Source organism: Pseudomonas pohangensis (assembly GCF_900105995.1).
Lineage (GTDB): Bacteria > Pseudomonadota > Gammaproteobacteria > Pseudomonadales > Pseudomonadaceae > Aquipseudomonas > Aquipseudomonas pohangensis.
In genome coordinates this window covers 2,560,379-2,581,815 of record NZ_LT629785.1, presented here as the reverse complement: position 1 = coordinate 2,581,815, position 21,437 = coordinate 2,560,379, and the positions used below count along the sequence as shown (strand labels likewise).

The 21,437-nt window shown below is 53.6% G+C and carries 19 protein-coding genes and 2 tRNA genes; 11 read left to right on the top strand and 10 right to left on the bottom strand.

The window, feature by feature from the left end:
• Positions 1–97 precede the first annotated feature (97 nt).
• On the bottom strand, positions 98–1,429 hold the full coding sequence (gene rimO / locus BLT89_RS12160) for a 30S ribosomal protein S12 methylthiotransferase RimO (RefSeq protein ID WP_090195676.1): 1,332 nt from the start codon (positions 1,427–1,429) through the stop codon (positions 98–100).
• A 252-nt stretch (positions 1,430–1,681) separates the two neighbouring features.
• On the opposite strand from rimO, the gene BLT89_RS12155 reads away from it, so the two are divergent.
• Positions 1,682–3,667: a recombinase family protein gene (locus BLT89_RS12155; RefSeq protein ID WP_090195673.1), complete on the top strand. Its 1,986-nt coding sequence runs from the start codon at positions 1,682–1,684 to the stop codon at positions 3,665–3,667.
• A gap of 6 nt (positions 3,668–3,673) precedes the next feature.
• Here BLT89_RS12155 and BLT89_RS12150 read toward each other — a convergent pair whose 3' ends face one another.
• A complete protein-coding gene (locus BLT89_RS12150; protein ID WP_090195670.1) occupies positions 3,674–4,468 on the bottom strand; it encodes a hypothetical protein in 795 nt (264 codons plus the stop codon).
• A gap of 115 nt (positions 4,469–4,583) precedes the next feature.
• On the opposite strand from BLT89_RS12150, the gene BLT89_RS17710 reads away from it, so the two are divergent.
• Positions 4,584–5,396, top strand: a complete 813-nt coding sequence (locus BLT89_RS17710) for a hypothetical protein (protein WP_157718865.1) — start codon at positions 4,584–4,586, stop codon at positions 5,394–5,396.
• Between the two features lie 74 nt (positions 5,397–5,470).
• On the top strand, positions 5,471–5,857 hold the full coding sequence (locus tag BLT89_RS17705; protein WP_157718864.1) for a hypothetical protein: 387 nt from the start codon (positions 5,471–5,473) through the stop codon (positions 5,855–5,857).
• Between the two features lie 464 nt (positions 5,858–6,321).
• On the opposite strand, the gene BLT89_RS18090 is transcribed toward BLT89_RS17705, so the two are convergent.
• Complete coding sequence (locus BLT89_RS18090; RefSeq protein WP_090195667.1) at positions 6,322–6,624, bottom strand: DUF6626 family protein; 303 nt, start codon at positions 6,622–6,624, stop codon at positions 6,322–6,324.
• 57 nt (positions 6,625–6,681) lie between these two features.
• Between BLT89_RS18090 and BLT89_RS12140 the strand changes: the two genes are divergently transcribed.
• Together BLT89_RS12140 and BLT89_RS12135 are read left to right on the top strand one after the other, a co-directional pair.
• A complete protein-coding gene (locus tag BLT89_RS12140) occupies positions 6,682–7,224 on the top strand; it encodes a hypothetical protein (protein ID WP_090195664.1) in 543 nt (180 codons plus the stop codon).
• A 322-nt stretch (positions 7,225–7,546) separates the two neighbouring features.
• Positions 7,547–8,116, top strand: coding sequence for a tyrosine-type recombinase/integrase (locus BLT89_RS12135; RefSeq protein WP_090195661.1), 570 nt, complete (start codon positions 7,547–7,549; stop codon positions 8,114–8,116).
• Between the two features lie 1,097 nt (positions 8,117–9,213).
• Here the strand turns inward: BLT89_RS12135 and BLT89_RS12125 are convergent.
• The gene (locus BLT89_RS12125; protein ID WP_090195655.1) at positions 9,214–9,456 is read right to left on the bottom strand and encodes a hypothetical protein; all 243 of its coding nucleotides are present in this window, start codon (positions 9,454–9,456) and stop codon (positions 9,214–9,216) included.
• A gap of 316 nt (positions 9,457–9,772) precedes the next feature.
• Between BLT89_RS12125 and BLT89_RS17700 the strand changes: the two genes are divergently transcribed.
• Both BLT89_RS17700 and BLT89_RS12120 read left to right on the top strand, forming a co-directional pair.
• On the top strand, positions 9,773–10,258 hold the full coding sequence (locus tag BLT89_RS17700) for a hypothetical protein (protein WP_157718863.1): 486 nt from the start codon (positions 9,773–9,775) through the stop codon (positions 10,256–10,258).
• 127 nt (positions 10,259–10,385) lie between these two features.
• Positions 10,386–10,829: a DUF6641 family protein gene (locus BLT89_RS12120; RefSeq protein ID WP_090195652.1), complete on the top strand. Its 444-nt coding sequence runs from the start codon at positions 10,386–10,388 to the stop codon at positions 10,827–10,829.
• A gap of 462 nt (positions 10,830–11,291) precedes the next feature.
• Here the strand turns inward: BLT89_RS12120 and BLT89_RS12115 are convergent, their stop codons facing one another.
• The 3 genes from BLT89_RS12115 to BLT89_RS12105 all read right to left on the bottom strand — a co-directional run bounded on the left by BLT89_RS12115 (position 11,292) and on the right by BLT89_RS12105 (position 12,348).
• Entirely contained in the window at positions 11,292–11,840 is a 549-nt protein-coding gene (locus tag BLT89_RS12115) for a cytochrome b (protein WP_090195650.1), read from the bottom strand.
• Between the two features lie 238 nt (positions 11,841–12,078).
• Positions 12,079–12,155 (bottom strand) — tRNA-Met (locus tag BLT89_RS12110).
• A 116-nt stretch (positions 12,156–12,271) separates the two neighbouring features.
• Positions 12,272–12,348 (bottom strand) — tRNA-Met (locus BLT89_RS12105).
• 136 nt (positions 12,349–12,484) lie between these two features.
• Between BLT89_RS12105 and dinB the strand changes: the two genes are divergently transcribed.
• Positions 12,485–13,534: a DNA polymerase IV gene (gene dinB / locus BLT89_RS12100; protein WP_090195647.1), complete on the top strand. Its 1,050-nt coding sequence runs from the start codon at positions 12,485–12,487 to the stop codon at positions 13,532–13,534.
• Between the two features lie 7 nt (positions 13,535–13,541).
• On the opposite strand, the gene rlmF is transcribed toward dinB, so the two are convergent.
• Positions 13,542–14,552 (bottom strand): 23S rRNA (adenine(1618)-N(6))-methyltransferase RlmF, encoded by a 1,011-nt coding sequence (gene rlmF, locus BLT89_RS12095; RefSeq protein ID WP_090195644.1) that lies wholly within the window; start codon positions 14,550–14,552, stop codon positions 13,542–13,544.
• Between the two features lie 195 nt (positions 14,553–14,747).
• Between rlmF and BLT89_RS12090 the strand changes: the two genes are divergently transcribed.
• The 3 genes from BLT89_RS12090 to BLT89_RS12080 are packed head-to-tail and all read left to right on the top strand — an operon-like array spanning position 14,748 to position 19,661.
• The gene (locus tag BLT89_RS12090; protein WP_090198990.1) at positions 14,748–15,407 is read left to right on the top strand and encodes a TetR/AcrR family transcriptional regulator; all 660 of its coding nucleotides are present in this window, start codon (positions 14,748–14,750) and stop codon (positions 15,405–15,407) included.
• Positions 15,408–15,409: 2 nt separating this feature from the next.
• Positions 15,410–16,492 (top strand): efflux RND transporter periplasmic adaptor subunit, encoded by a 1,083-nt coding sequence (locus BLT89_RS12085; RefSeq protein ID WP_090195641.1) that lies wholly within the window; start codon positions 15,410–15,412, stop codon positions 16,490–16,492.
• Between the two features lies 1 nt (position 16,493).
• Positions 16,494–19,661 carry an efflux RND transporter permease subunit gene (locus BLT89_RS12080; RefSeq protein WP_090195638.1) on the top strand — a complete coding sequence of 1,056 codons (3,168 nt, stop codon included), beginning with the start codon at positions 16,494–16,496 and terminating at the stop codon, positions 19,659–19,661.
• Positions 19,662–19,690: 29 nt separating this feature from the next.
• On the opposite strand, the gene BLT89_RS12075 is transcribed toward BLT89_RS12080, so the two are convergent.
• Together BLT89_RS12075 and nhaD are read right to left on the bottom strand one after the other, a co-directional pair.
• Positions 19,691–20,005, bottom strand: coding sequence for a winged helix-turn-helix domain-containing protein (locus tag BLT89_RS12075; protein ID WP_090195636.1), 315 nt, complete (start codon positions 20,003–20,005; stop codon positions 19,691–19,693).
• Positions 20,006–20,061: 56 nt separating this feature from the next.
• Positions 20,062–21,417, bottom strand: coding sequence for a sodium:proton antiporter NhaD (nhaD, locus tag BLT89_RS12070; RefSeq protein ID WP_090195633.1), 1,356 nt, complete (start codon positions 21,415–21,417; stop codon positions 20,062–20,064).
• Positions 21,418–21,437 lie beyond the last annotated feature (20 nt).

The window sequence follows — 21,437 nt, the reverse complement described above, 5'->3', positions numbered from 1 at the left end:
GTGTCCGCACAGGTCGCGCGCACACAATTTCTGGAGTGTAGTCCAATTTATTTCAAGGGTGCACGCAAAGTCGCACTCTTGCCTGACAAGGGTGGATTCAGACCGGTTCGGCCCACAGGTCGTATTCGTCGGCGTCCACCACGCGCACGCGCAGCTTGTCGCCGGGCTTCACGCCGGTGCTGGCGATGAACACGCTGCCGTCGATTTCCGGGGCATCGGCCCAGGAGCGGCCGACTGCGCCTTCGTCATCCACTTCGTCGATCAGGACTTCGATCTCCTGACCGATTTTCTGCTGCAGGCGTGCCGCCGAAATGGCCTGCTGGTGAGCCATGAAGCGCTCCCAGCGTTCCTGCTTGATGTCGTCCGGTACGTGCTGGTCGAGCAGGTTGGCCGGTGCGCCTTCAACCGGCGAATACTGGAAGCAGCCAACGCGATCCAGCTGGGCTTCGCTCAGCCAGTCGAGCAGATACTGGAAGTCTTCTTCGGTTTCGCCGGGGAAGCCGACGATAAAGGTCGAGCGGATGGTCAGCTGCGGACAGACTTCGCGCCACTGCTTGATACGCGCCAGGGTCTTGTCTTCGAAGGCCGGGCGCTTCATCGCCTTGAGCACTTTCGGGCTGGCGTGCTGGAACGGGATGTCGAGGTACGGCAGGATCTTGCCGGCGGCCATCAGCGGGATTACGTCATCCACGTTCGGGTACGGGTAGACGTAGTGCAGGCGCACCCACACGCCCATGCTGCCGAGCGCTTCGCACAGCTCCAGCATGCGCGTTTTCACCGGCTGGCCGTTCCAGAAGTCGGTCTTGTACTTCACGTCCACGCCATAGGCGCTGGTGTCCTGGGAAATCACCAGCACTTCCCTGACGCCGGCCTTGACCAGTCGTTCGGCTTCGCTGAGCACTTCACCGACCGGTCGGCTGACCAGTTTGCCGCGCATCGACGGGATGATGCAGAAGCTGCAACTGTGGTTGCAGCCTTCGGAAATCTTCAGATAGGCATAGTGGCGCGGGGTCAGCTTGACGCCCTGGGGTGGCACCAGATCGATCAGCGGATTGTGTTCCTTGTTAGGCGGCACCACATCGTGCACGGCATTCACCACCTGCTCGTACTGTTGCGGACCGGTGACAGCCAGCACGCTGGGATGCACATTGCGGATCGCCGACTCCTCCACGCCCATGCAGCCGGTCACGATCACCTTGCCATTTTCGGCCAGTGCTTCACCGATCACCTCCAGTGATTCCGCCTTGGCGCTGTCGATAAAACCGCAGGTATTGACCACTACCACGTCAGCATTTTCGTAGCTGGATACCACCTCATAACCTTCCATGCGCAGCTGGGTCAGGATGCGTTCGGAGTCGACCAGGGCTTTCGGGCACCCTAGACTCACGAACCCTACACGTCTTGTACCCGTCGCTTCCGATGTGCTCATTTTTGATCCAGCCGTAATGTGTTGTGTCGATCACGCGCTACACGGCTTCAGCAAGGATGTTGCTGAAGCCATACGTCGTGCAAAAAGGTTGCGAATAATACCTGAAAGCGCCGACTTATTCAGTGGGAGTTGCACAAAAAATGATCAGCTCGATCAGTGGCTACTTTGCATTTCAAATACAGCTGGGTGGTTTGTTATTAGCCGTTTTGTGGGTAAGACTGAGGGCAATTGTTAGTGTTTGAGCGAAGACTTATGCCTGACGGAAAAGTTAAGTGTTACTCCTACATTCGGTGGTCGAGCGAGCAACAATCTTCGGGTACAACCCTAGAGCGGCAGCTACATACTGCGCGACGGATAGCTGCTGAAAACGGGCTTGAGCTTGTTGAGTTGATAGACAAAGGCATCAGCGCGTTCAAGGGGAAAAATCAGAAGGAGGGTGCGCTTGGTGCGTTCATCGAAGCAGTCGAGAGCAAGGCAATCCCATCAGACAGCTGGCTTGTTGTAGAGAATCTGGATCGGTTGTCACGTGAGAACATAATAACGGCTCAGCAGCTTTTTATGAGGCTGATTGGGTTGGGCGTAACAGTCGTAACGGGCATGGATAACCGCATCTACACAAGAGAAAGCATCAACAGCAACCCAACAGAATTGATGGTTTCGATCCTTTATTTTGCAAGGGCGCACGAGGAATCGAAAACAAAATCGAAGCGTACCTACGGCAATGCGCAGGCAATAATCAGAAAATATGAAGCGGGTGAAAGATCGCCGGAAGGCTATGCGTACGCCATCAAATCAGTTGGCAATAACATGTGGTGGAGTGATTGCAGTGATGGCACGGTGAAGCCGCACCCGATTTACTATCCCATTGCACAAGAAATTGTGGGGCTGATTTTGAAGGGGTGGGGGAGCTACAAGATAGTCGGCTACCTTAACGAAAGGTATCCGGTGCCTCCGCAAAATAAAAAAGATGTGTGGTCTTACAATCTTGTCGCAAATTTTCACAAGCGCCGCGCATTGTTTGGTGAAAAGACACTTGAGGTAGACGGGCAAACGTACGTGCTGCCTGACTACTACCCTGCGCTGATTGATGAAGACATCTTTTACAGAATGGCACACATCAAGAAAGACAAAATATCCAAATCAACAGCAATAGTCTTCAAGCCGCTTGTGTCTGGATTGAACATTCTCAAGTGCGGTGACTGCGGCGGTAACATGTACGCATTTGCACACCGGCAAAAAAGCCTACGTTACATTTGCGGCACAGGGCAGGCGAATCGCGGGTGTAGAGCTTGGTCTTTTAACGCTACGTGGATTGAAGACAGCCTGTTAAGACTTGCTGCAAATCATGTGTTTCGCCCGATTGATATGGGTACAGACTTCGATGTTGAAGAAAAGGCATTAAGAGAAAAGTTGCTGGACAGGCAGAAGCAGCTCGGGCGTCTAGTAGATGCAATCAGCGAAGGAGCAGCACCCGCGAGCATCGTTAAACGCATTGGTGTAATGGAACAAGATGTAGATAAATTGAAGCGCGAGATAGAGATTGCGGCACTTAACAAGCAGATGCAAACGAAAGAAACGGTTGAATGGGATGTCGTTGACGAAACAGCTTTGGATTTCTCGCAAGATGAAATACGAGAAAATTTAAGGTTCAGAATCAGTAATGCTGTTGAAAAAATCGTCTGCCACCAAGTGAAGCAACGTCATGTCTTTTTCCAGATTACGTTCATTAACGGAAAGTCAATAATGGCGTACCGAACGCCACAGGCGCTTGCGTTTGATGGTGGGGCATGGGTGAAGCTTGGGGACTACTTCGGAGCTAAGGTGCCCGTATCTGAGCAAGAGACTGCTGTATTTGGAATGGTGGAGAATGAACAGCCGTTCGTTGATGAAATGGAAGCATTTGACGAATTTGCAGAATACGCTATCTCTCCAAGTGAGTTTTCAGGCTATGACGGCTACAGATACGCAGGACTCTATGATGTTTCGATTGAGATAGTAAAAGCATACGAAAACGGTGCGACCTTTAAAGAATTAGAAGCGGATATTTTGAGGGTGCAGCACTTGGCTGAGTGGGCAGATGGCGTAAAAGATGCACCGAAAATCATTGAGGATCAGTACCAAGTGCTAAAGCACCCCGATCCAAAGAAAGTCGTGAAAAAGCCCAAGCCTGAAATCTACTATGTCGAAGGCGCTGTGTTCAGAAGCGAGATAGTGCCGGTGTGGCAGAAGGGAGCCTAGTCTCGGTTATGGGAACAAACCATAACCAGCGTTTTCAATCATGGACTTCGCATTAGATATGTAGCGACTGACAGTGATTGAGATATTGCGTCTACGGTTGGCTTCTGTAGATATTTCATCACTTTTAGCTCGCTCGCTGTACGCAAGCCTAACAACCTCAGCTAGCTCGACGTTGCCCAGAGGAACACCTCGTAACTCAGCAGCATGCTTCGCATCCATCAACTCGAATGTCTTTTTCAACACCGCAGGCACAGCGGGCTTAGAAAGACTGTATAGCGACTGACTATGCTTCGGATTACGCACTTCTCGTCCCATTGCTTTCGAAACAAGGTGCTTTTTCAGAATTTTATTCAGTGCTTTGTCTATGTGCTGCCGTTGGAGACTGAGGGGGATAGAGACAAGCAAAGTCTCTGCGCTACCTACTAATGCTTCTGCAGCCTCTTTAGCCTTCACTACACGTACAGACATGCCTTGAATGGCAGGCTCTGCGAACAGGTATTCACCTCGTTTCTCCCCCGAAGCTACTTTCCTGCTCCACCACTGAGCAAAAGCTACGTAGGGGGAGCCTTCGTAACGCACATCACCAAAATCTTCGTACACCTTCAGCATTTTCTGTTCGGATTCTGTTTGAGATTCTGCTAACAGAATTTGCTCTGTTTTCTGTTCACACAGACGACTGTACTGCTCGTTCAGAGTAAGCGCATACCACCACCAAAAGTATGGTGATTGTTCGACCAAATATTCTTTTGGCTTTGCATAACTGCCGAAGGTCGGATGGGGTGAGATAAAAAATCGCGACATATGCTAACAACCATCAAAGGTAGCGTTCGTTGTTGGAATCGAAAACAGTCTCAAAAGCATATTATATACACATCGCTTAATGATAGGCGACAAACAAAACTAAAAGGTAATTGAAATGAAAAATGAAATCAATGAAACAGCTGTAGAAAATCAGATCCAAAAAACCCTTACCGATCTTAAATTGCAACATAAAACCTGGAATGCTCAACTGCAAACTGCTGAAACTAGTCTGTACAACCTATTAGATGGATGTTTAGATTTTTATTATTTTTTACGTAAAAGTGAGTCTTACGAATCTGCATTTAAATCACTTTGCTACTTCAAATGGAATAGCACGACCAAGCTATCTACGCTAATTGCAAAATCAGTATTTGGCGAAGAGAACAAGCAGCATTACGCTTATGCTAAAGCTATTCAAAAAGCCATTGAAAACGATATAGGCATTGCTGGAGAAGTATCTATGCAGCAATGGTTAAAACAAAATGGCGGCGTCAATGGTGTAATTCGAACAAATGAAACAGCTATAAAAGAAAATATTTTGCGCGAACATTTGATTGAAGTTGCAAAAAAAGCTCATGATTTAGGATTCATTCCTAAAATAGCTAAGTTTAAAAATAAACAGTTAGCTGAAATCATGAGTAGCCGTGAGTGCTTGCTGTTGTGTGTTGTAGATGAAAAAACTGGCGACATTGCCCTCAAGTATATATCTACAGATGAAAATTTAGTAAAACTTACATATGAAGAGTTTGGTAAATTCATAGTTAGAAGTCCGAAATATGAAGAAGGAAAACAAAAGCTCCACGACAAGCTTGAGCTGGAAAGACAAAAAGCAAGTGTAGAAGTTTCTAGCAAGCTTGGTCGCATCGGAAGAAAAAATACTTCTACAGCATCTGTGATCACACAAGAGCTAGAGTCTCTTCCAGCATAAGTAAATATCCACCATTCAAAGCCCCTTTCAGAGGGGCTTTTTTTTGGCTAAAGTAATCTAAAAGCGGAGGACGTATGCCTAACCACTACTCAGAAGACGATAAAGAACGTTGGGCTGAAGAGCATTTTTTGCCGATTGATAACAGCGCAGACAATGTGGCATTAGAGATACGTTTGCGCTCGACCTGTGTAAAAGGTTCGCGCTACGTTGATAGACTAGCCTCAAGCACTAATTTCCACCTACATAGAATAAAAAATCCTAATCGGTACTTCACGTATTTTGTAAATGCTGCAACTATCCCAAAGCTAGGCACACAAAAATTTCGCATGATCGCTGAGAACAATGGAGTTCGATACACCAACGAATACCTTTTTGCCACATTACTCCGTCAACATGTAAGCAGTGACGTTGTTGAGTTTTCAGAAATACTTATTAAAAAATATGGCATTGACCTGACTTGAGCGCTTCCGAATTTACCATTTCTCTTAACAGAAAATTTTATATTTCTTCATAGCATCCGATCCTGATAAATAAAGTTATTAGGAGATCACTATGAGACTGCACGAAATTACACCAGAAACCAAAATACCCAAGCCAAAAATTAGAACTGCAGTAAACCCTGCATCACCAAAGCCAAGATGCGCACGGACAGCAGAGAAGCAGCCTGCGGAACCGAAAAAACCGAAGCCAAAAAAAGCACAAAAGCCAATCAAGCCCGAAGGACCCCAACCACCTAAGCCAGATACAAACCGAGTACTGCCTACTCAGGCGTACCTGCTTCCGTAAATAAAATGAGCGTCATATTCATAGCGAGTGCTGAAATAGTGCAAAAAACTGCAACGCCCTTGCTTACCCATTTTGGCTGATCACAGGTATTTCGTTGTCTCGCAGTCGAGTTAAGGGGACGAAACGCGAACGAAGCATTTCAGCCCCTCGCCACGCCATAAATCCGTTCATTTATTAGCTTGTTGCAAGCATCCTGCACGCTCCGCAATGACTGAACATCTGCATCACTCGCTCCAGCCGACTCAACCTCTTCAATGTAAGCATCTAGCCGTCTAGCGCATGCTGCCATCGCAGCAAGGCTTGGCTCCTTACCCTTGTGTCGAATTGTTCTGAAGTAGCACTCGCTTCTTCCGAGCCACTTCTCGCAAAACTCCTTCTGCGAAACGACTGCTCCTAAGCTCTTAACATACTGATATATATCAAAAATACACTTTTTAGCCACCTTTTAACTCCTCGTTGATAAATACACGTAATCACACATTACGGAGTATTTATCTAAATGAGAGCCTATACCGCCAGCGACATTCTCAGCTTCTTTGAGCAGCATCGACCCCTCGCAACGCATTACATCGTTGCCCATACGCGCTTTCGACCCAGCAACTGCTCGGCTGCTCAAATTGCCCGCTTTGCTCAACAAACGAGCGCCGACTTGCACCATGCTCTCAACCACTTCACGGACTTAGTGAATCCAGGGCATGAGCGCCGGGCAAGAAAAAAACAACACCAATTCCGCCCATTAACGCTTTCAACAATTGAGTTCTTGAACCCCAACGTACTGCAGAGCGGAACAGTCCACGTCAACGTCTGCCTTGGCAACATCAGCAAGGAATTTGCTACAGCAGACATTGAGCGCTTCTTCCGCCATTGCTGGGTAAACGAAGTCAAACAAGCAGACAAAATCAACGTTCAGGAGCTGAGCATCGGACACACAGTTTTTGACTACGTGCTTAAAGAGGCAAAAAGCAGCTCTGCCAAAGCTATGGATTGCCTTGGGACGTGGGACGTAGACAACACGTTTGTGCCGAACGACCCTGCATTTTAGGACTGTAGCCAGAAACAGCGTGAATGGCTTTTCCGGACAGGAGTTAGGAAAAGCTGCAACAAGTTTTTATGCGTTTGAGTACGTAGTGTTGAGTGCTGTCAAAAGCAAAGCAGTGAAGAAGACTGAGCTACAAGCAAAGACAGACAGCCACTGAAAGGCATGGCAGAAGCAGATAATTAAATATAAGAAAATAAGTAATATCTTACATTACGACATAACCACTTGATTTCAATAGAGATAATGCAAGCAGCAAATCGGTTGTCCAGAATATATGTAAGAAAACACAATGTACATGTGAAAACATTACATTAGGTGGTTAAAAGTGGCACAAGCAAAAACACTCAGCAAAACCGAGCTCAAGCGCGTCCTCGATTACAACGCTGCTTGCGAACGGCACGCAGAGAGGAACAGAGCAATGCTGCTGCTTACGCACTGGACAGGCATGCGCATTGGCGAAGTGGTTAGCTTGCGACTTGGCGACGTGGTTGATTGCAACGGCGAAATTCGCTCAGAGATACAGCTCACTGCAGAGCAAACAAAGGGCAATCGGGCGCGAGTGGTGTTTGTGCCCGTGCGTATGCGCAAGGAGCTAAAACGCTATGTGCAAAGCGCTGTAGCGCGTCACAGTGCAGACTTTTTGTTTCGCACGCAAAAGAGCAAGCAGTTCACGTCAAACACAGCTACGCAGCTACTACAGCGTATTTACGAGCGCTGTGGGCTACAGGGCGCAACATCGCACAGCGGCAGGCGCTCATTTATCACAGAGCTTGCTTCGAAAGGCGTGTCAGTCCGTGTGCTTGCTGCTTTGAGTGGGCACCGCAGCATTGCTACGACGCAGCGGTACATCGACGTAAACGATGACATGCTGCGCAAGGCGGTCGAGCTGATTTGAAGGTGGCACTGAAAATGACGTTCGATCAGCTTTCGATGTACGATGCTATCCGGATGGCATCTTCCACTGATGCAACGCGCACAATGTATTCACCTGCGCTGGACTCTTCAGCTTGAGGAAAGATGCGGAGGATTTCGTATCTGGAGTACTTTTCGAAGCTGAGGCATGGCTTTCGAAAGTAGAACGATAGGTACTGTTGATATGGAACAACAGAAAAATTCCATGCCTTTCCTCGGTAGAGTCGGACGCTCTTCATCCAACCATGCTTTTTTGGAAAACATGTGTATGTTGCAGACTCCGCACCCCACCCAATGAGGTAGCGATACGCCTGTTTCGCACCGGCGCACTTGATCTTCTCTGCATACGCCTGGAAGGGCTCTCCATCTTCTACACATCTCAGCATTGAACCAGCCTCCGCTGGAAGATAGCTTTTCTTCGGGCGACAGTACGGGTTCATTGACAGAGTGTCTACAGTTGGCTGCTAGCAGCGAGCTGTCTGTGGTCTTGACTGCCCAGGTGAGGTGCCAAAAGTGGTCAGATCATCGTTATAAAAGCTACCGTATGACTCTCATAATTCACGATTTTACTTGGTCGAAATGCACGCCCTCAAATCTTTCCAGATACAAATTTCCATCATCACCTACTACCGGTGAATTTCCCGCCTTGAAAAGAACATCCATCTTGCATCTAAGTACCTTACGGGGTGATGAGTCTCTGTCCACAGGAATACATATCACTAAGAAGCATGGCGCTCCAGCTTGAATAAGGTCTATATGCTCTTTTCGCTCTGAGTATCCCAAGCCGGAAGTGTCTGCGTGTTTACTTGTGTGAAGCACCATGTAATGAGTTTTGCCGTTTATTGTTTTAGTACGGTCTTGCCACACGCGCAGGAATATGGTGCTATCGCTATTTCGCACACTCCCCCAAGACCACATCGCATTCTTTAGTGGCGCTCCGAGACGAATGAAAAACTCAGTCATTGATATATTTTTCAAGCTATATGCCCCATTTCAACGTCAGTATGTACCCAAGACGAACCCATATTGGCATCGCTGGCGATCTGGCTTAGTATCTGCGATTTCGTAATGTCTGTGAAATTACAAGTCTGAACCTTTAAGAATTTGCTTAAGCTCTGACTTTATTTCTCGTGCTCTGTCTCCGCGCCAACCCCCTGCATTAGTTAGAAAATCACTGACCACAGAACGAGCATCTTGTTCGTTGTATTGATCCGTTATGCTATCAAGCTCGGACATAGCATCAATATACGGTCGAGCAAATTTACTAATGTTAGAGCCCCAGACCAGCTGAATTTCTTGTGAAATCTCCCATAACTTACGCATTTCCTACTCCTTTTGTTGTGGACCAGCCATGGCTCCTGAACCTATCAAGAGCATCTTTAACTCTAGACCAGTCTCTACCCCTAGATGAAGATTCGCATCTACTTTTAGGCGTGACCGTGTCGTGTGCACAGGTATTTTGCACATAACGAATCTCCCCGACCGCTACCAGCCTCCGCAAAAGCTCTCCAGCTACGAGGCAATTTCGCCTTTGCTTACGACACAACGCAGACCTGCAAACCAGCTAAGCTTGTGTGGCTGCCTACAATGTAGAAGAATATGACTTCAAGCTGAACACACAGACCTTAAGGACACCGAAATGAAAAAAATTAAACTCTATTTAGTGTTACTAAGCACAGCAATCCTTAGTGCGTGCCAGTCAAATGCAACACTAACTTTTATAGACAAATCTGATGGGAATTTTTATACAGGATCAACAGGGGCAACATATAGAGCCAGCAGTGGAAACGCTAACGCTTTAATTGAAAACGACTCCTATACGGGAATTTGGTCTTATCAAGACCAAGGAGGTAGCTATTCTTTGGTTAATGTAAACTCAACAAGTACAGGTTCTGCGTCTGTTTCAGATGGTACTAGTACAGTAAATGCAAACGGAACCAACTATAACTACGGAACAATGTCTTCATCGACAAGATCTGCTCAAGGGAATGGCTTAATTAATATTAAAAGCTATGGCGGCGCTTTTATTAGATGTGTTTTTACATTTAACACTCGATCTAAATCAGGGCTAGGTCAATGCATACGAAATGACGGCAGAGAGTACGACCTGACTATTCAAAGATGAAATGTTTAGCTTTTATATTTCTTCTTCATACATAATATAAAGCTATAAATGCAAAAATTACTGGTCGTCCTCTGCGAAATTTGACTACATAATTAGCTCAAGTTTTAAAAAACACAGAGGGCTACATATGAAAACTACTAACTTGCTTTCCAGCTTGAATCTCACTGTAAAACCCGTCGTAGGGTCTGTTGATCCTGTGCTGAATCGTCGCAGCAAATTGCTTCTTCATCTGGAAGAGCAGCGAGCGATGGCTTGGGCTGATCTGACAGGCGAAACCCATGAAGTTTTGAAGGATAAGTGGGTACAGAATGCTGAGACAGGCACCAAGACAAAGGTGCGCGTACCTAAGCGTCTAAAGCGCTGGTTCTTTGCTTGCAATAGCAAGCACTTCCTAGAAGTTCGCTACGGAAACAAGCCGCTTGAACTCGCCAAGGGTAAGTTCGCAATCGAAGTAGGCGAGCTGAAAGACGTTCCGACTGTGATCGAAACTGTTGCTCAGGCAGTTAATGCTGGCGAGCTAGATGCGATGCTGATGGCTGTAACAAAGCCAAGTAAAAAGGCAGCAAGCTAATGTCTTGCGTAGGTAAATGCCCGCAGTGTGCTGCATTGTCCACGCTCAGAAAATGTGTGCGCTGCTGCACTTTGTCTTGCATGCGACAGGCTTGCAGAGGAGCAGCAATTTGCCCGATATGCAGGGGCAAGAAAGTAGACATTAGGTAGGGCGGGCGGACTGGCTGCTTAGGCGGAATGGCGTGCAAAAATAGTGCAATTAATTTGTATGTACTATTTAACTCTAGGGCAACCAAGGCTGACAAAACCGACTTTCGGGGTGGCGGGGGTGGACATGGCAAACCTCGGCTGGAGACGCGCGAATGGCTTTCATTGCGCTGATCAAAAAGTGCGCAATTCTACCGGCCGCTCCAGACCTTGGCCAGAGCGGGGTGATGGAATCTGTTGATCGTGGCGGGATGTCAGAGCGGAGTGTGCAGTTTGCAGCCCTGTCATTGCGACAGGGCTGCTGCGTCAGGGTGAGTCAGTCGCGTTGCGGCTTCATGATCAGCAGGGCGTTATCGCGCAATACATAGTGGTGGTACAGCGCGGCAGCGGTGTGGATGCCAATCAGCCAGTAGCCGATAGTGCCTGCCAGTTCGTGCAATTCCTTGATGTCGCCGGCGAGGGCTTTATCCGGGCCGATCAGCGCGGGTAACTCCAGACCAAAGAACGGGATCGGTTTGCCCGCGGCGCTGAGAATCAGCCAGCCGGCCAGCGGTGCGCCGATCATCAGCAGATAGAGAGCCAGATACATCAGCTTGGCAATCTTCTCCTGGAGGGCTGGCGGTTCAGGCTGGATTTTCGGAGTAGGAGCGATCAGCCGCGCAGCAATGCGTATCCAGACCAGAAAGAACACCGACAGGCCGAGCATGAAGTGCCATTGCTTGAGCAGTTCGCGCATGTCACTTCCCTTGGGGAAGTTGCCCTTGAGTTCGATGCAGGCATAAACCCCCGCCAGTAACAGGAACATCAGCCAGTGCAGGGCGATCGACAGGCTGCCAAAGCGTTTATCGGTGTTCTTCCAGGACATAAATGCGACTCCGGTTGGCGTTTTGAAACTCCAATATTAACCGGTGAAACTTAAGGAAGTCTTATCAGGATAGCGGCCAGTTGCGGGCATGAGGTGTTGCCGCGAGGGGAGGCCAGCACTTTTTGCCAGTGAAATTTCAGGAAGGTACTGCGCTGGTGTCGGATATTTTCCCCCGGCGCACATTTGCTATGCGCTGGAATGCAAAAGGCCACTCGATTGAGTGGCCTTTTGCGGTGTCTGGTTGCGGGAGCAGGATTTGAACCTACGACCTTCGGGTTATGAGCCCGACGAGCTACCAGACTGCTCCATCCCGCGCCGTTGATTCTACTGGCTTACCGGGATTTGTCAATTTTTCTTTTTTATTCAATGGGTTGGATTAATTGCAGGCAACAAAAAAGGCCACTCTTTCGAGTAGCCTTTTTCATCAAATCTGGTTGCGGGAGCAGGATTTGAACCTACGACCTTCGGGTTATGAGCCCGACGAGCTACCAGACTGCTCCATCCCGCGGCGCAAATTCTACTGGAGAATGAATAAGTGTCAACGTTTACTTCGGTATTGCCGCCACTCTTTGCCACGACCGATGACTGGCCGGTGCTAGAATTCGCCCTTGCCATCATGCCCTGTGGGGCCTTCCCGGACAGCCGTGCGCAAGATCATCCATGTCGACTGTGACTGTTTTTATGCTGCCATCGAGATGCGTGATGACCCGCGTCTGGCCAGGCAGCCGGTTGCCGTGGGCGGGGCAGCTGATCGTCGCGGGGTGATTGCCACCTGCAATTACGAAGCGCGGGCTTTCGGTGTGCGCTCGGCCATGCCGTCACGGCAGGCGCTCAAGCTCTGCCCGGATCTGCTGATCCTCAAGCCGCGCATGGACGCCTATAAACAGGCGTCGCGAGACATCCATGGCATTTTTCGCGATTACACCGAACAGATCGAGCCACTGTCACTGGATGAAGCCTATCTGGACGTCAGCGACTGTCAGCAGCATGCCGGCAGTGCCACGCGGATTGCCCGCGAGATTCAGCGGCGAGTCTGGCAGGACGTGAAAATCACCGTGTCTGCCGGGGTGGCGCCGAACAAGTTTCTCGCCAAGATTGCCAGTGACTGGAACAAGCCCAATGGCCTGTTTGTGATTACCCCGGATCAGGTGGATGCCTTTGTGGCTGATTTGCCGGTGGGCAAGCTGCACGGGGTGGGCAAGGTGACGGCCGAGCGTCTGGCACGCATGGGCATTCGCACCTGTAACGATGTGCGGCAATGGGATCGTTTGCTGCTGCTGCGTGAATTCGGCAGCTTCGGTGAGCGCCTCTGGCAGCTGGCGCGTGGTCAGGACGAGCGCCTGGTGCAAAGCCACAGCCGGCGCCAGTCGGTCAGCGTCGAACATACCTATGATGAGGATCTGCCGGACCTGAAGGCTTGTCTGGCGCGCCTGCCGGCTTTGCTTGAAGAGCTTGAAGGGCGGCTTGGCCGGCTGGACAGCAGTTATCGGGCGGACAAGCCGTTCGTCAAACTCAAGTTCCACGACTTTACCCAGACCACGCTGGAGCAGGCCGGGGCCGGCCGCGACCTGAACAGCTACAGTCGCCTGATAGGCGCCGCCCACGCCCGCGGCAGCAAGCCGGTACGCCTGATGGGTGTGGGTGTGCGCCTGATTGATCTGCGCAACAGCCATGAGCAGTTGCGCCTGTTTTAACTGCGGATTACTGGCCTTGTTGCGCTGGCTGCTTGCAGTTGCTCCAGTGCGCTGTACGCCATTGCTGCCGCGCGGCGGCATCCCGGAACGTCCAGGCGACAAAGCGGCTTTGTTTGTTACCCTGGGCCATTTCGACCGTGCGCACCTCGCAGGCAGCGAGTTTTTTCAGCTGTTTGTGGATGTCCGGCAGATTGCCGGCCTTCGACACCAGCGTGCTGAACCACAGCACCTGGTCGGCACAGCCCCTGCTCTCACGGATCATGCGCTTGATAAAGGATACTTCGCCGCCGGTACACCAGAGTTCGTTGTTCTGCCCGCCGAAGTTCAGTTCCGGCAGTTTGCGCTGCGGATCAAGCTTGCCGAGGTTCTTCCATTTGCGCCGGCTGCCGCTGGCCGCTTCTTCCGCCGAGGCATGGAAGGGCGGATTGCACAGGGTCAGGTCGAACCGCTCATCGGCATGTAACAGGCCGCTGAAGGTCTGCCCGCGTTGCGCCTGCAAACGCAGCTCGATGGCGTGATCGAGCTGATTGGCGTGCACATTGGCTTGCGCGCAGCTCAGTGCGGCAGCGTCAATGTCCGAACCGAGGAAGCGCCAGCCATAGTCGCCATGCCCCAGCAGCGGATAGATACAGCTGGCACCCACGCCGATATCCAGCACCCGCACATTCTGCCCCTTTGGAATGGCGCCGTTATTATTGCCGGCCAGCAGATCCGCCAGCCCGTGCAGGTAATCTGCCCGGCCGGGAATCGGCGGGCAAAGGTAGCCGTCGGCAATCTGCCAATGGGCAATGCCGTACAGGCTCTTGAGCAGCGCCTGATTGAATACGCGCACCGCCCCCGGGTTGGCGAAGTCGATACTCGGTTTGCCATGGGGGTTGTTAATCATGAAGTCAGCCAGCTGCGGGCAGACGGCGATCAGTTGCGCAAAATCGTAGCGGCCCTGATGGCGGTTGCGCGGGTGCAGAAGAGGTTGGTCGGCGCGGGCGGGTGCGGGGCTTGGCGGTGGCTTGGAGGGCATGGTTCAGGCTTCGGGCGCAGGGTAGCGCTGAATTTTCCCACAGCAGGCTGCCGGTTGCAGTGAAAGATTGTGCGATCGCTCGAGTGACGTGGCTGTTGCCGCTGGTTTGCGAGCCGCGCGCGCTGCAGATTCCGATTGTTCGGCGTGACTATCAGTCATATGATGACCGCCGGTCACGACTGTGTTGAAGTTCCCATGCGTTTTCAGGATCTAACCTTTCAGCAGCGCGAGCGCAGCATCCTCGATGCCGCCTCGCGGCTGTTTCATGAGCAGCCCTGGGATCGTCTGACGATTGCCGAGGTTGCGGCGCACGCCGGTATCGGCAAGGGCACCTTGTACAAGCATTTCCCGAGCAAGGAGGCGCTGTATGCCCGGCTGGTGGTGGAGTTTTCGCAGAAGAATCTCGACAGCCTGATCCAGCAGGCGGCCAATGCACCGCGGGCGCAAAGACTGCGCACGGTCATCCGGCGGGCATTCGATGTGTTGCTGGCCGATCAGGTAATGGCCCAGTTGTGGATGCACTGTGACCGCCCGGATTTTCGCCAGCGCCTGACGGCAGAAATGCAGCAGCAGTTTGTCGAGCTGGATGAGTTGTATCAGCAGGTATTCATCGGCCTGCTGAAAGATTTCCTGCACCCCCTGGTGCTCGATGAAGAACGCCTGATCAGCTTGCTCTGGGCGCTGGAGGCCAGTTTCCTCGGCGTCATGGCACGCATCGCTACTGGTAGCTTTGCCTTCTGCGAGGCGCCGTTCCGGGTCGAGAATTACTTCGACCAGATTGCTGACTTCATCATCGCCGGCCTGCAGGGCCAGGCCTTGCAGTTTTCCTCAAACCCCAACTTTGATAAGGCCTGAGCATGTTCAGTCTGTTGAGTAAACGCCCGTGGCTGATCGCCATCCTGCTGAGTGTGTTGCTGGTGCTCTGGTTGCTGGGTGGTGACGTGCTGGAGAGCCGCACGGACGTTGATGCCGCACAGCCGGTTGCGGAAAAATCCCTGTCGCAGGTGACTGTGAGCTGGCAACAGGCCAGTCCGGTGCCCAGCAAGCAGGTGTTGCAGGGGCAGCTGGAAGCCTGGCGTACGGTTGAACTGCGGGCGCAGGTGAGTGGCACGGTCGAGCGGCTGGACCAGCACAAGGGGGCCGCGGTGGCTGCTGGTCAGGTGTTGCTGAGCCTGTCGCCGGAAAGCCGGCCGGCCCAGCTGGCGCGTGAGCAGGCCGAGGTGCGCCAGCGCGAAGCGGCAGTGACCGCTGCGCGACGCTTGCGTACCGACAAGCTGATTTCCGCCAACGATCTGCTCAAGGTCGAGACCGAGCTGGCCAACGCCCGTGTCAGGTTGTCCGCTGCGCAGCTGGCCATGGCCAACACACAAATACGCGCACCCTTTGCCGGCGTTCTCGACGGGCGCCAGGTGGAGCTGGGTGACTATGTACAGCCCGGCCAGCCGTTGTTGACGCTGGTGGATATCGCGCGGCTGAAAGTCAGTGCGCAGGTGCCGCAGCAGGAAGTGGCCAAGTTGCAACTGGGCCAGCCGGTGCGTGTGGAGTTGCTCGATGGGGCGCAATTGCAGGGCAAGGTGCACTTCATTGCTGCCGCTGCCGAACCCGGCTCGCGCAGCTTCCGGGTCGAGGTCAGCGTCGATAATCCGCAGCAACTGCGCCTGGCTGGCGCCAGCGCCACGCTGCGTATCGATACCGGCGCAGTCATGGGTCACGCCTTGTCACCGGCGCTGATCAGTCTGGACAAGGCCGGACGTATGGGCGTGAAGTGGGTCAATGCCCAACAGCAGGTGGTCTTTACCCCGGTGCAGTTGCTCAGTGTGAGCAGTGAACAGGCCTGGGTCAGCGGCTTGCCGGACAAGGTGGCACTGATCACCCTCGGTCAGGGCTTTGTCGAGCCGGGCGAGAAGGTGCTGGCTGTCGAAGCCGGCGAGGCCCGCTGAAATGAAGGCACTGATCACCGCAGCTCTGGATCGCAGCAGCGCGACCTTGCTGTTCCTGCTGTTTTTGCTGATTGGCGGGGTCTCGGCCTTTGTGGCGATTCCCAAGGAATCCGATCCGGATGTGAACATTCCTTACATGAATGTCAGCCTGCAACTGGAGGGCATCAGTCCGGAAGATGCCGAGCGCCTGCTGGTGCGCCCGGTAGAACAGGAGCTGCGCAGTCTGGCCGGGGTCAAGGAAATGACCTCCACCGCCAGCGAAGGTCGCGCTACGGTGACGCTGGAGTTCGATGCCGGCTTTGATGCCAAACAGGCGCTGGCGGATGTGCGTGAGAAAGTCGATAGCGCGCGCAGCAAACTGCCGGAAGAAGCCGAAGAGCCGGAAGTCCAGGAGATCAATGTTGCGTTGTTCCCGGTGTTGGCGATCGGTCTGTCCGGCCCCGTCAGCGAACAGGCACTGGTGTATACCGCCAGACGCCTGAAAGACAGTATCGAAGGGATTGGCGAAGTTCTGGAAGTGACTATTGGCGGCGACCGCGAGGACCTGCTGGAGATCCTCGTCGACCCGCAGGTGCTCGACAGCTACGGCATCGATTACGCCGAACTGTTCAGTCTGGTCAGCAGCAATAACCGGCTGGTCGCCGCCGGCAGTCTGGATACCGGTGCCGGACGCATGAGCATCAAGGTGCCGGGCGTGATCGAGAACATCGAGGATGTGATGTCGCTGCCGATCAAGGTTGTCGGCAACAGCGTGGTGACCTTTGCCGACGTTGCCACCATTCGCCGCACCTTCAAGGATCCGGTCGGCTTTGCCCGCCTCAACGGTCAGCCGGCGGTGGTGCTGGAAGTTTCCAAGCGCAGTGGCGCAAACATCATCGAAACCATCGACAAGATCAAGGCGCTGCTGGAGCAGGCCAAGCCGCTGCTGCCCGAGGGGATGCAGGTCAGCTACGTGATGGACGATTCCAAACAGATCAAGGAAATGCTTTCCGATCTGATGAACAACGTCCTCACCGCCATCGTGCTGGTATTTATCCTGATTATCGCCACCATGGGGCTGCGCCCGGCGTTGCTGGTCGGTCTGAGTATTCCCGGTTCGTTCTTCACCGCCATCCTGTTGTACTGGGTGCTCGGCTACACCATGAATATGGTGGTGCTGTTCAGCCTGATTCTGGTGTCCGGCATGCTGGTCGATGGCGCCATTGTGGTTTCCGAACTGGCTGATCGCTATCTGAGTCAGGGCAAGACGCCTCGTGATGCCTGGGCGCATGCGGCCAGACGTATGGCCTGGCCGGTGGTTTCATCGACGGCGACCACGCTGATGGTATTCCTGCCGCTGCTGTTCTGGCCCGGCATCGTCGGCGAGTTCATGTTCTATATCCCGGTGACGGTACTGCTCTGCCTGCTCGCATCACTGGCGATGGCGCTGGTATTTATGCCGGTGCTCGGTGCCGTTACGGGTGGCAAGACACAAGCGCCAAGTGGCAAGACTACTGCTGGTGGTCTGGCGTTCCGGCGGCTGTTGAATCGCCTGCTGGTGCGTCCGGGCCTGACGCTGATCGGCATGCTTGGCGTGATCGGGGTGATTTATCTGGCGTACGACCGCTTCAATCACGGGGTGGAGTTCTTTCCCAAGGTCGAGCCGCAGAATGCCAAGGTGCTGGTGCATGCCCGCGGCGACCTGTCGGTCTACGAAAAGGACGCGCTGGTTCAATCGGTGGAAAAACGTCTGCTCGGCATGCCGGAGTTCACCGGAATCTATGCCCGTTCAATGGCCTTTCCGGATGGCCGTATGGGCGAAGATGTCATCGGTGTTCTGCAGTTCACCTTTGTCGATTGGCAGGATCGCCGGCCGTGGTCGCTGATCCTGCCGGAATTGCTGCAGCGCACTGAAGGTCTGCAAGGCGTGCGCCTTGAGTTCCGCCAGGAGGAGCCCGGGCCGGGAGAGGGCAAGGCGTTCAATCTGAAGGTCAGTTCCCTCGATCCGAAGCAGGCCGAGCAATGGGTCGAGGGCCTGCGCGGCACCATGGAGGAGCTCGGCGGCTTCAAGGACATCGAGGATGACCGCGCCTTGCCTGGCGTGGAGTGGCGGATGAAGGTTGACCGCGAATCAGCCGCGCGCTTTGGTGCCAATGTGCTGAGTGTCGGCAATGCCGTGCAGATGGTCACCAACGGCCTCAAGCTGTCGACCTATCGCCCGGAAGACGCCACTGATGAAGTGGATATCCGTGTGCGCCTGCCGGACAACTGGCGCTCGCTGGACCAGTTCGGCAGGCTGACGCTGCGCTCGGCGCAGGGCCAGGTGCCAATGTCCAATTTCGTCAGCCTTGAGCCTGCCCCCAAGGTCGGTACGCTGCGCCGTACCGATGGCCAGCGCACGATCACCGTACAGGCCGATATTGCCGATGGGCATCGTCTGGACGAACGCCTGGAAGCACTGAAACAGGCCATCGGCCAGCCACCCGAGGGCATTGTTCTGACGCTTGGCGGCGAGGAGGAAGATCAGCAACAGGCAGCCAACTTCCTGATGACGGCCTTCGGCGTGGCAATTTTCGGCATGGCGATGATTCTGGTAATCCAGTTCAACAGCATCTACCAGACCTTGCTGGTGCTCTCGGCCATCGTGCTGTCCACGGCCGGGGTGTTGCTGGGGCTGCTGGTTAACAGTCAGTCATTCGGCATCGTCATGGTCGGCATGGGCGTTATTGCGCTGGCAGGTATCGTGGTGAATAACAACATCATCCTGATCGACACCTATAACCACCTGCGGCAACAGGGTTTGAATTCGGCCCAGGCGGCACTGGAGTCGGGCTGCCTGCGCCTGCGTCCGGTGCTGCTCACCGCGATCACCACGGTGCTCGGGCTGATGCCCATGGTGCTCGGGGTCAACGTCAACCTGATAGATGCTTCCCTGGGGCTGGGTGCGCCTTCGACGCAATGGTGGACGCAGATGTCCAGCGCGATTGCCGGCGGTCTGACCTTTGCCACCGTTCTGACCTTGCTGGTTACGCCCTGCATGCTGGTACTTGGTGCGCGCTTCGAACCGCAGCCGAAACCGCTGGATCTGGCCGATGCCGACCTGCTGGATATTCCGGACGAGTTCAATGCGGCGCTGCGGGAGAAGCGGCTGGAGGCAAGTCAGGCCGGGAATGGGTCAGCTAGGCATTAACTAGCGGTTAAGGGGGCGCTGGGCAGCGCCTAGTGTCCGTCAGGAAGTTCAGGGTAGCCGAGGGCTGCGCGCAGGCGTGGCAGGTTGTTCTTTACCCATTGCGGATTGATCGCGCCCCAGTCGCGGATCAGGTAGTGCCCGCTGTTGTTGCGCTGGCCGGGTTGTTGGGCAAAAACACAGTCGATATCCAGCTCGGCCAATGCGGACAGGGTGTCCTGGGCCGTCCGCCGGGGCATGCCGGTAGCCACTTCGAGCTCGGGCACGCTGCGTGCCGCGCCGCTGTCTATCAGCCAGGCTACGTAGAGTCTGCGGTAAAAGCTGCTGCGCGTTTTGCTGACTTCCATTGATGCCTCCCGTAAATGAAAAAGCCCGGCTGCCCGGGCTTTCTAAGGGGTCTGGCTCAGGCCAGTTGAGCCAGGCCGATATAGGTGGCTGCGCCGGCCAGGTAGCCCATCAGGGCCAGCAGGCTGATGCGTTTGACGTACCAGATGAAATCGATTTTTTCCATGCCCATGGCGGCAACACCGGCAGCCGAACCGATGATCAGGCAACTGCCGCCAGTCCCGGCGCAGTAAGCCAGCAGTTCCCAGAAGGTGCCATTGACGACGAAATTGGCCAGCCAGCCATCATTGGCCGCGCTGGCCAGTGTGCCGGGCTCCACCAGTGGATACATCTGCATGGCACCGGCGACCAGCGGCACGTTGTCGACCACCGATGACAACAGGCCGATGGCAACGTTGATCGCGTAGACGTTGCCCAGGCTTTCCTTCAGCGCGGTGGCTACCTGGGTCAGATGGCCGGCAGTGGCCAGGCTGGAAACGGCAAGCAGGATGCCAAGGAAGAACAGGATACTGGTGGTGTCGATCTTGCGCAGCACGCCCACCACGGACAGCGGGTGCTTGTCCTCGGCATTCTTGCCACGGTGCATGACTTCCGTAACCACCCACAGCACGCCGAGCCCGAACAGGATGCCCATATAGGGTGGCAGGTGGGTGACGGTCTTGAACACCGGTACAAACAGCAGGGCGCCGATGCCCAGCGCGAATACCAGACCGCTTTCGAAGGCGCTGGTGGGCTCGCCTTGTTCATCTTCGGGAGCAGGGCTATCAGGGCGTTCGAAATCCCCTTTCATGATGAAGCTGAGAGCGATCAGCGGCACCAGCAGGCACACCAGGCTGGGGATGAACAGATTCATCACAATGCCACTGGCGGTGATCTGGTTGCCGATCCACAGCATGGTGGTGGTGACGTCACCAATCGGTGACCAGGCACCACCGGCGTTGGCCGCTATCACCACGATACCGGCGTAGAACCAGCGCTCGTGGCGCTCCTTGATCAGCTTGCGCAGCAGGGAAACCATGACGATGGTGGTGGTCAGGTTGTCCAGCGCCGCCGAGAGGAAGAAGGTGATAAAGCCGATCATCCACAACAGTTTGACCCGCTTGCTGGTATGGATGCGGTTGGTGATGACCTTGAAACCTTCATGGGCATCGATCAGCTCGACAATGGTCATGGCGCCCATCAGGAAAAACAGGATTTCCGAGATTTCCCCCAGGTGGTGGCGCAGCTCGCTGGCAGGTCCGTGTTCACCTTCGCCGGTAATGACTGGCAGGATGCTGTCGGCGCCCATGACCAGCACTGTCCAGCAGATCACGGCAGTCAGGATTGCCGAGGCCGCCTTGTCGATTTTCAGCGGGTGCTCGAAGGCGATACACAGGTATCCGAGGATGAAGATCACTGCCATGAGTGCATACATGATGTCGTTCCTTGCCGGTT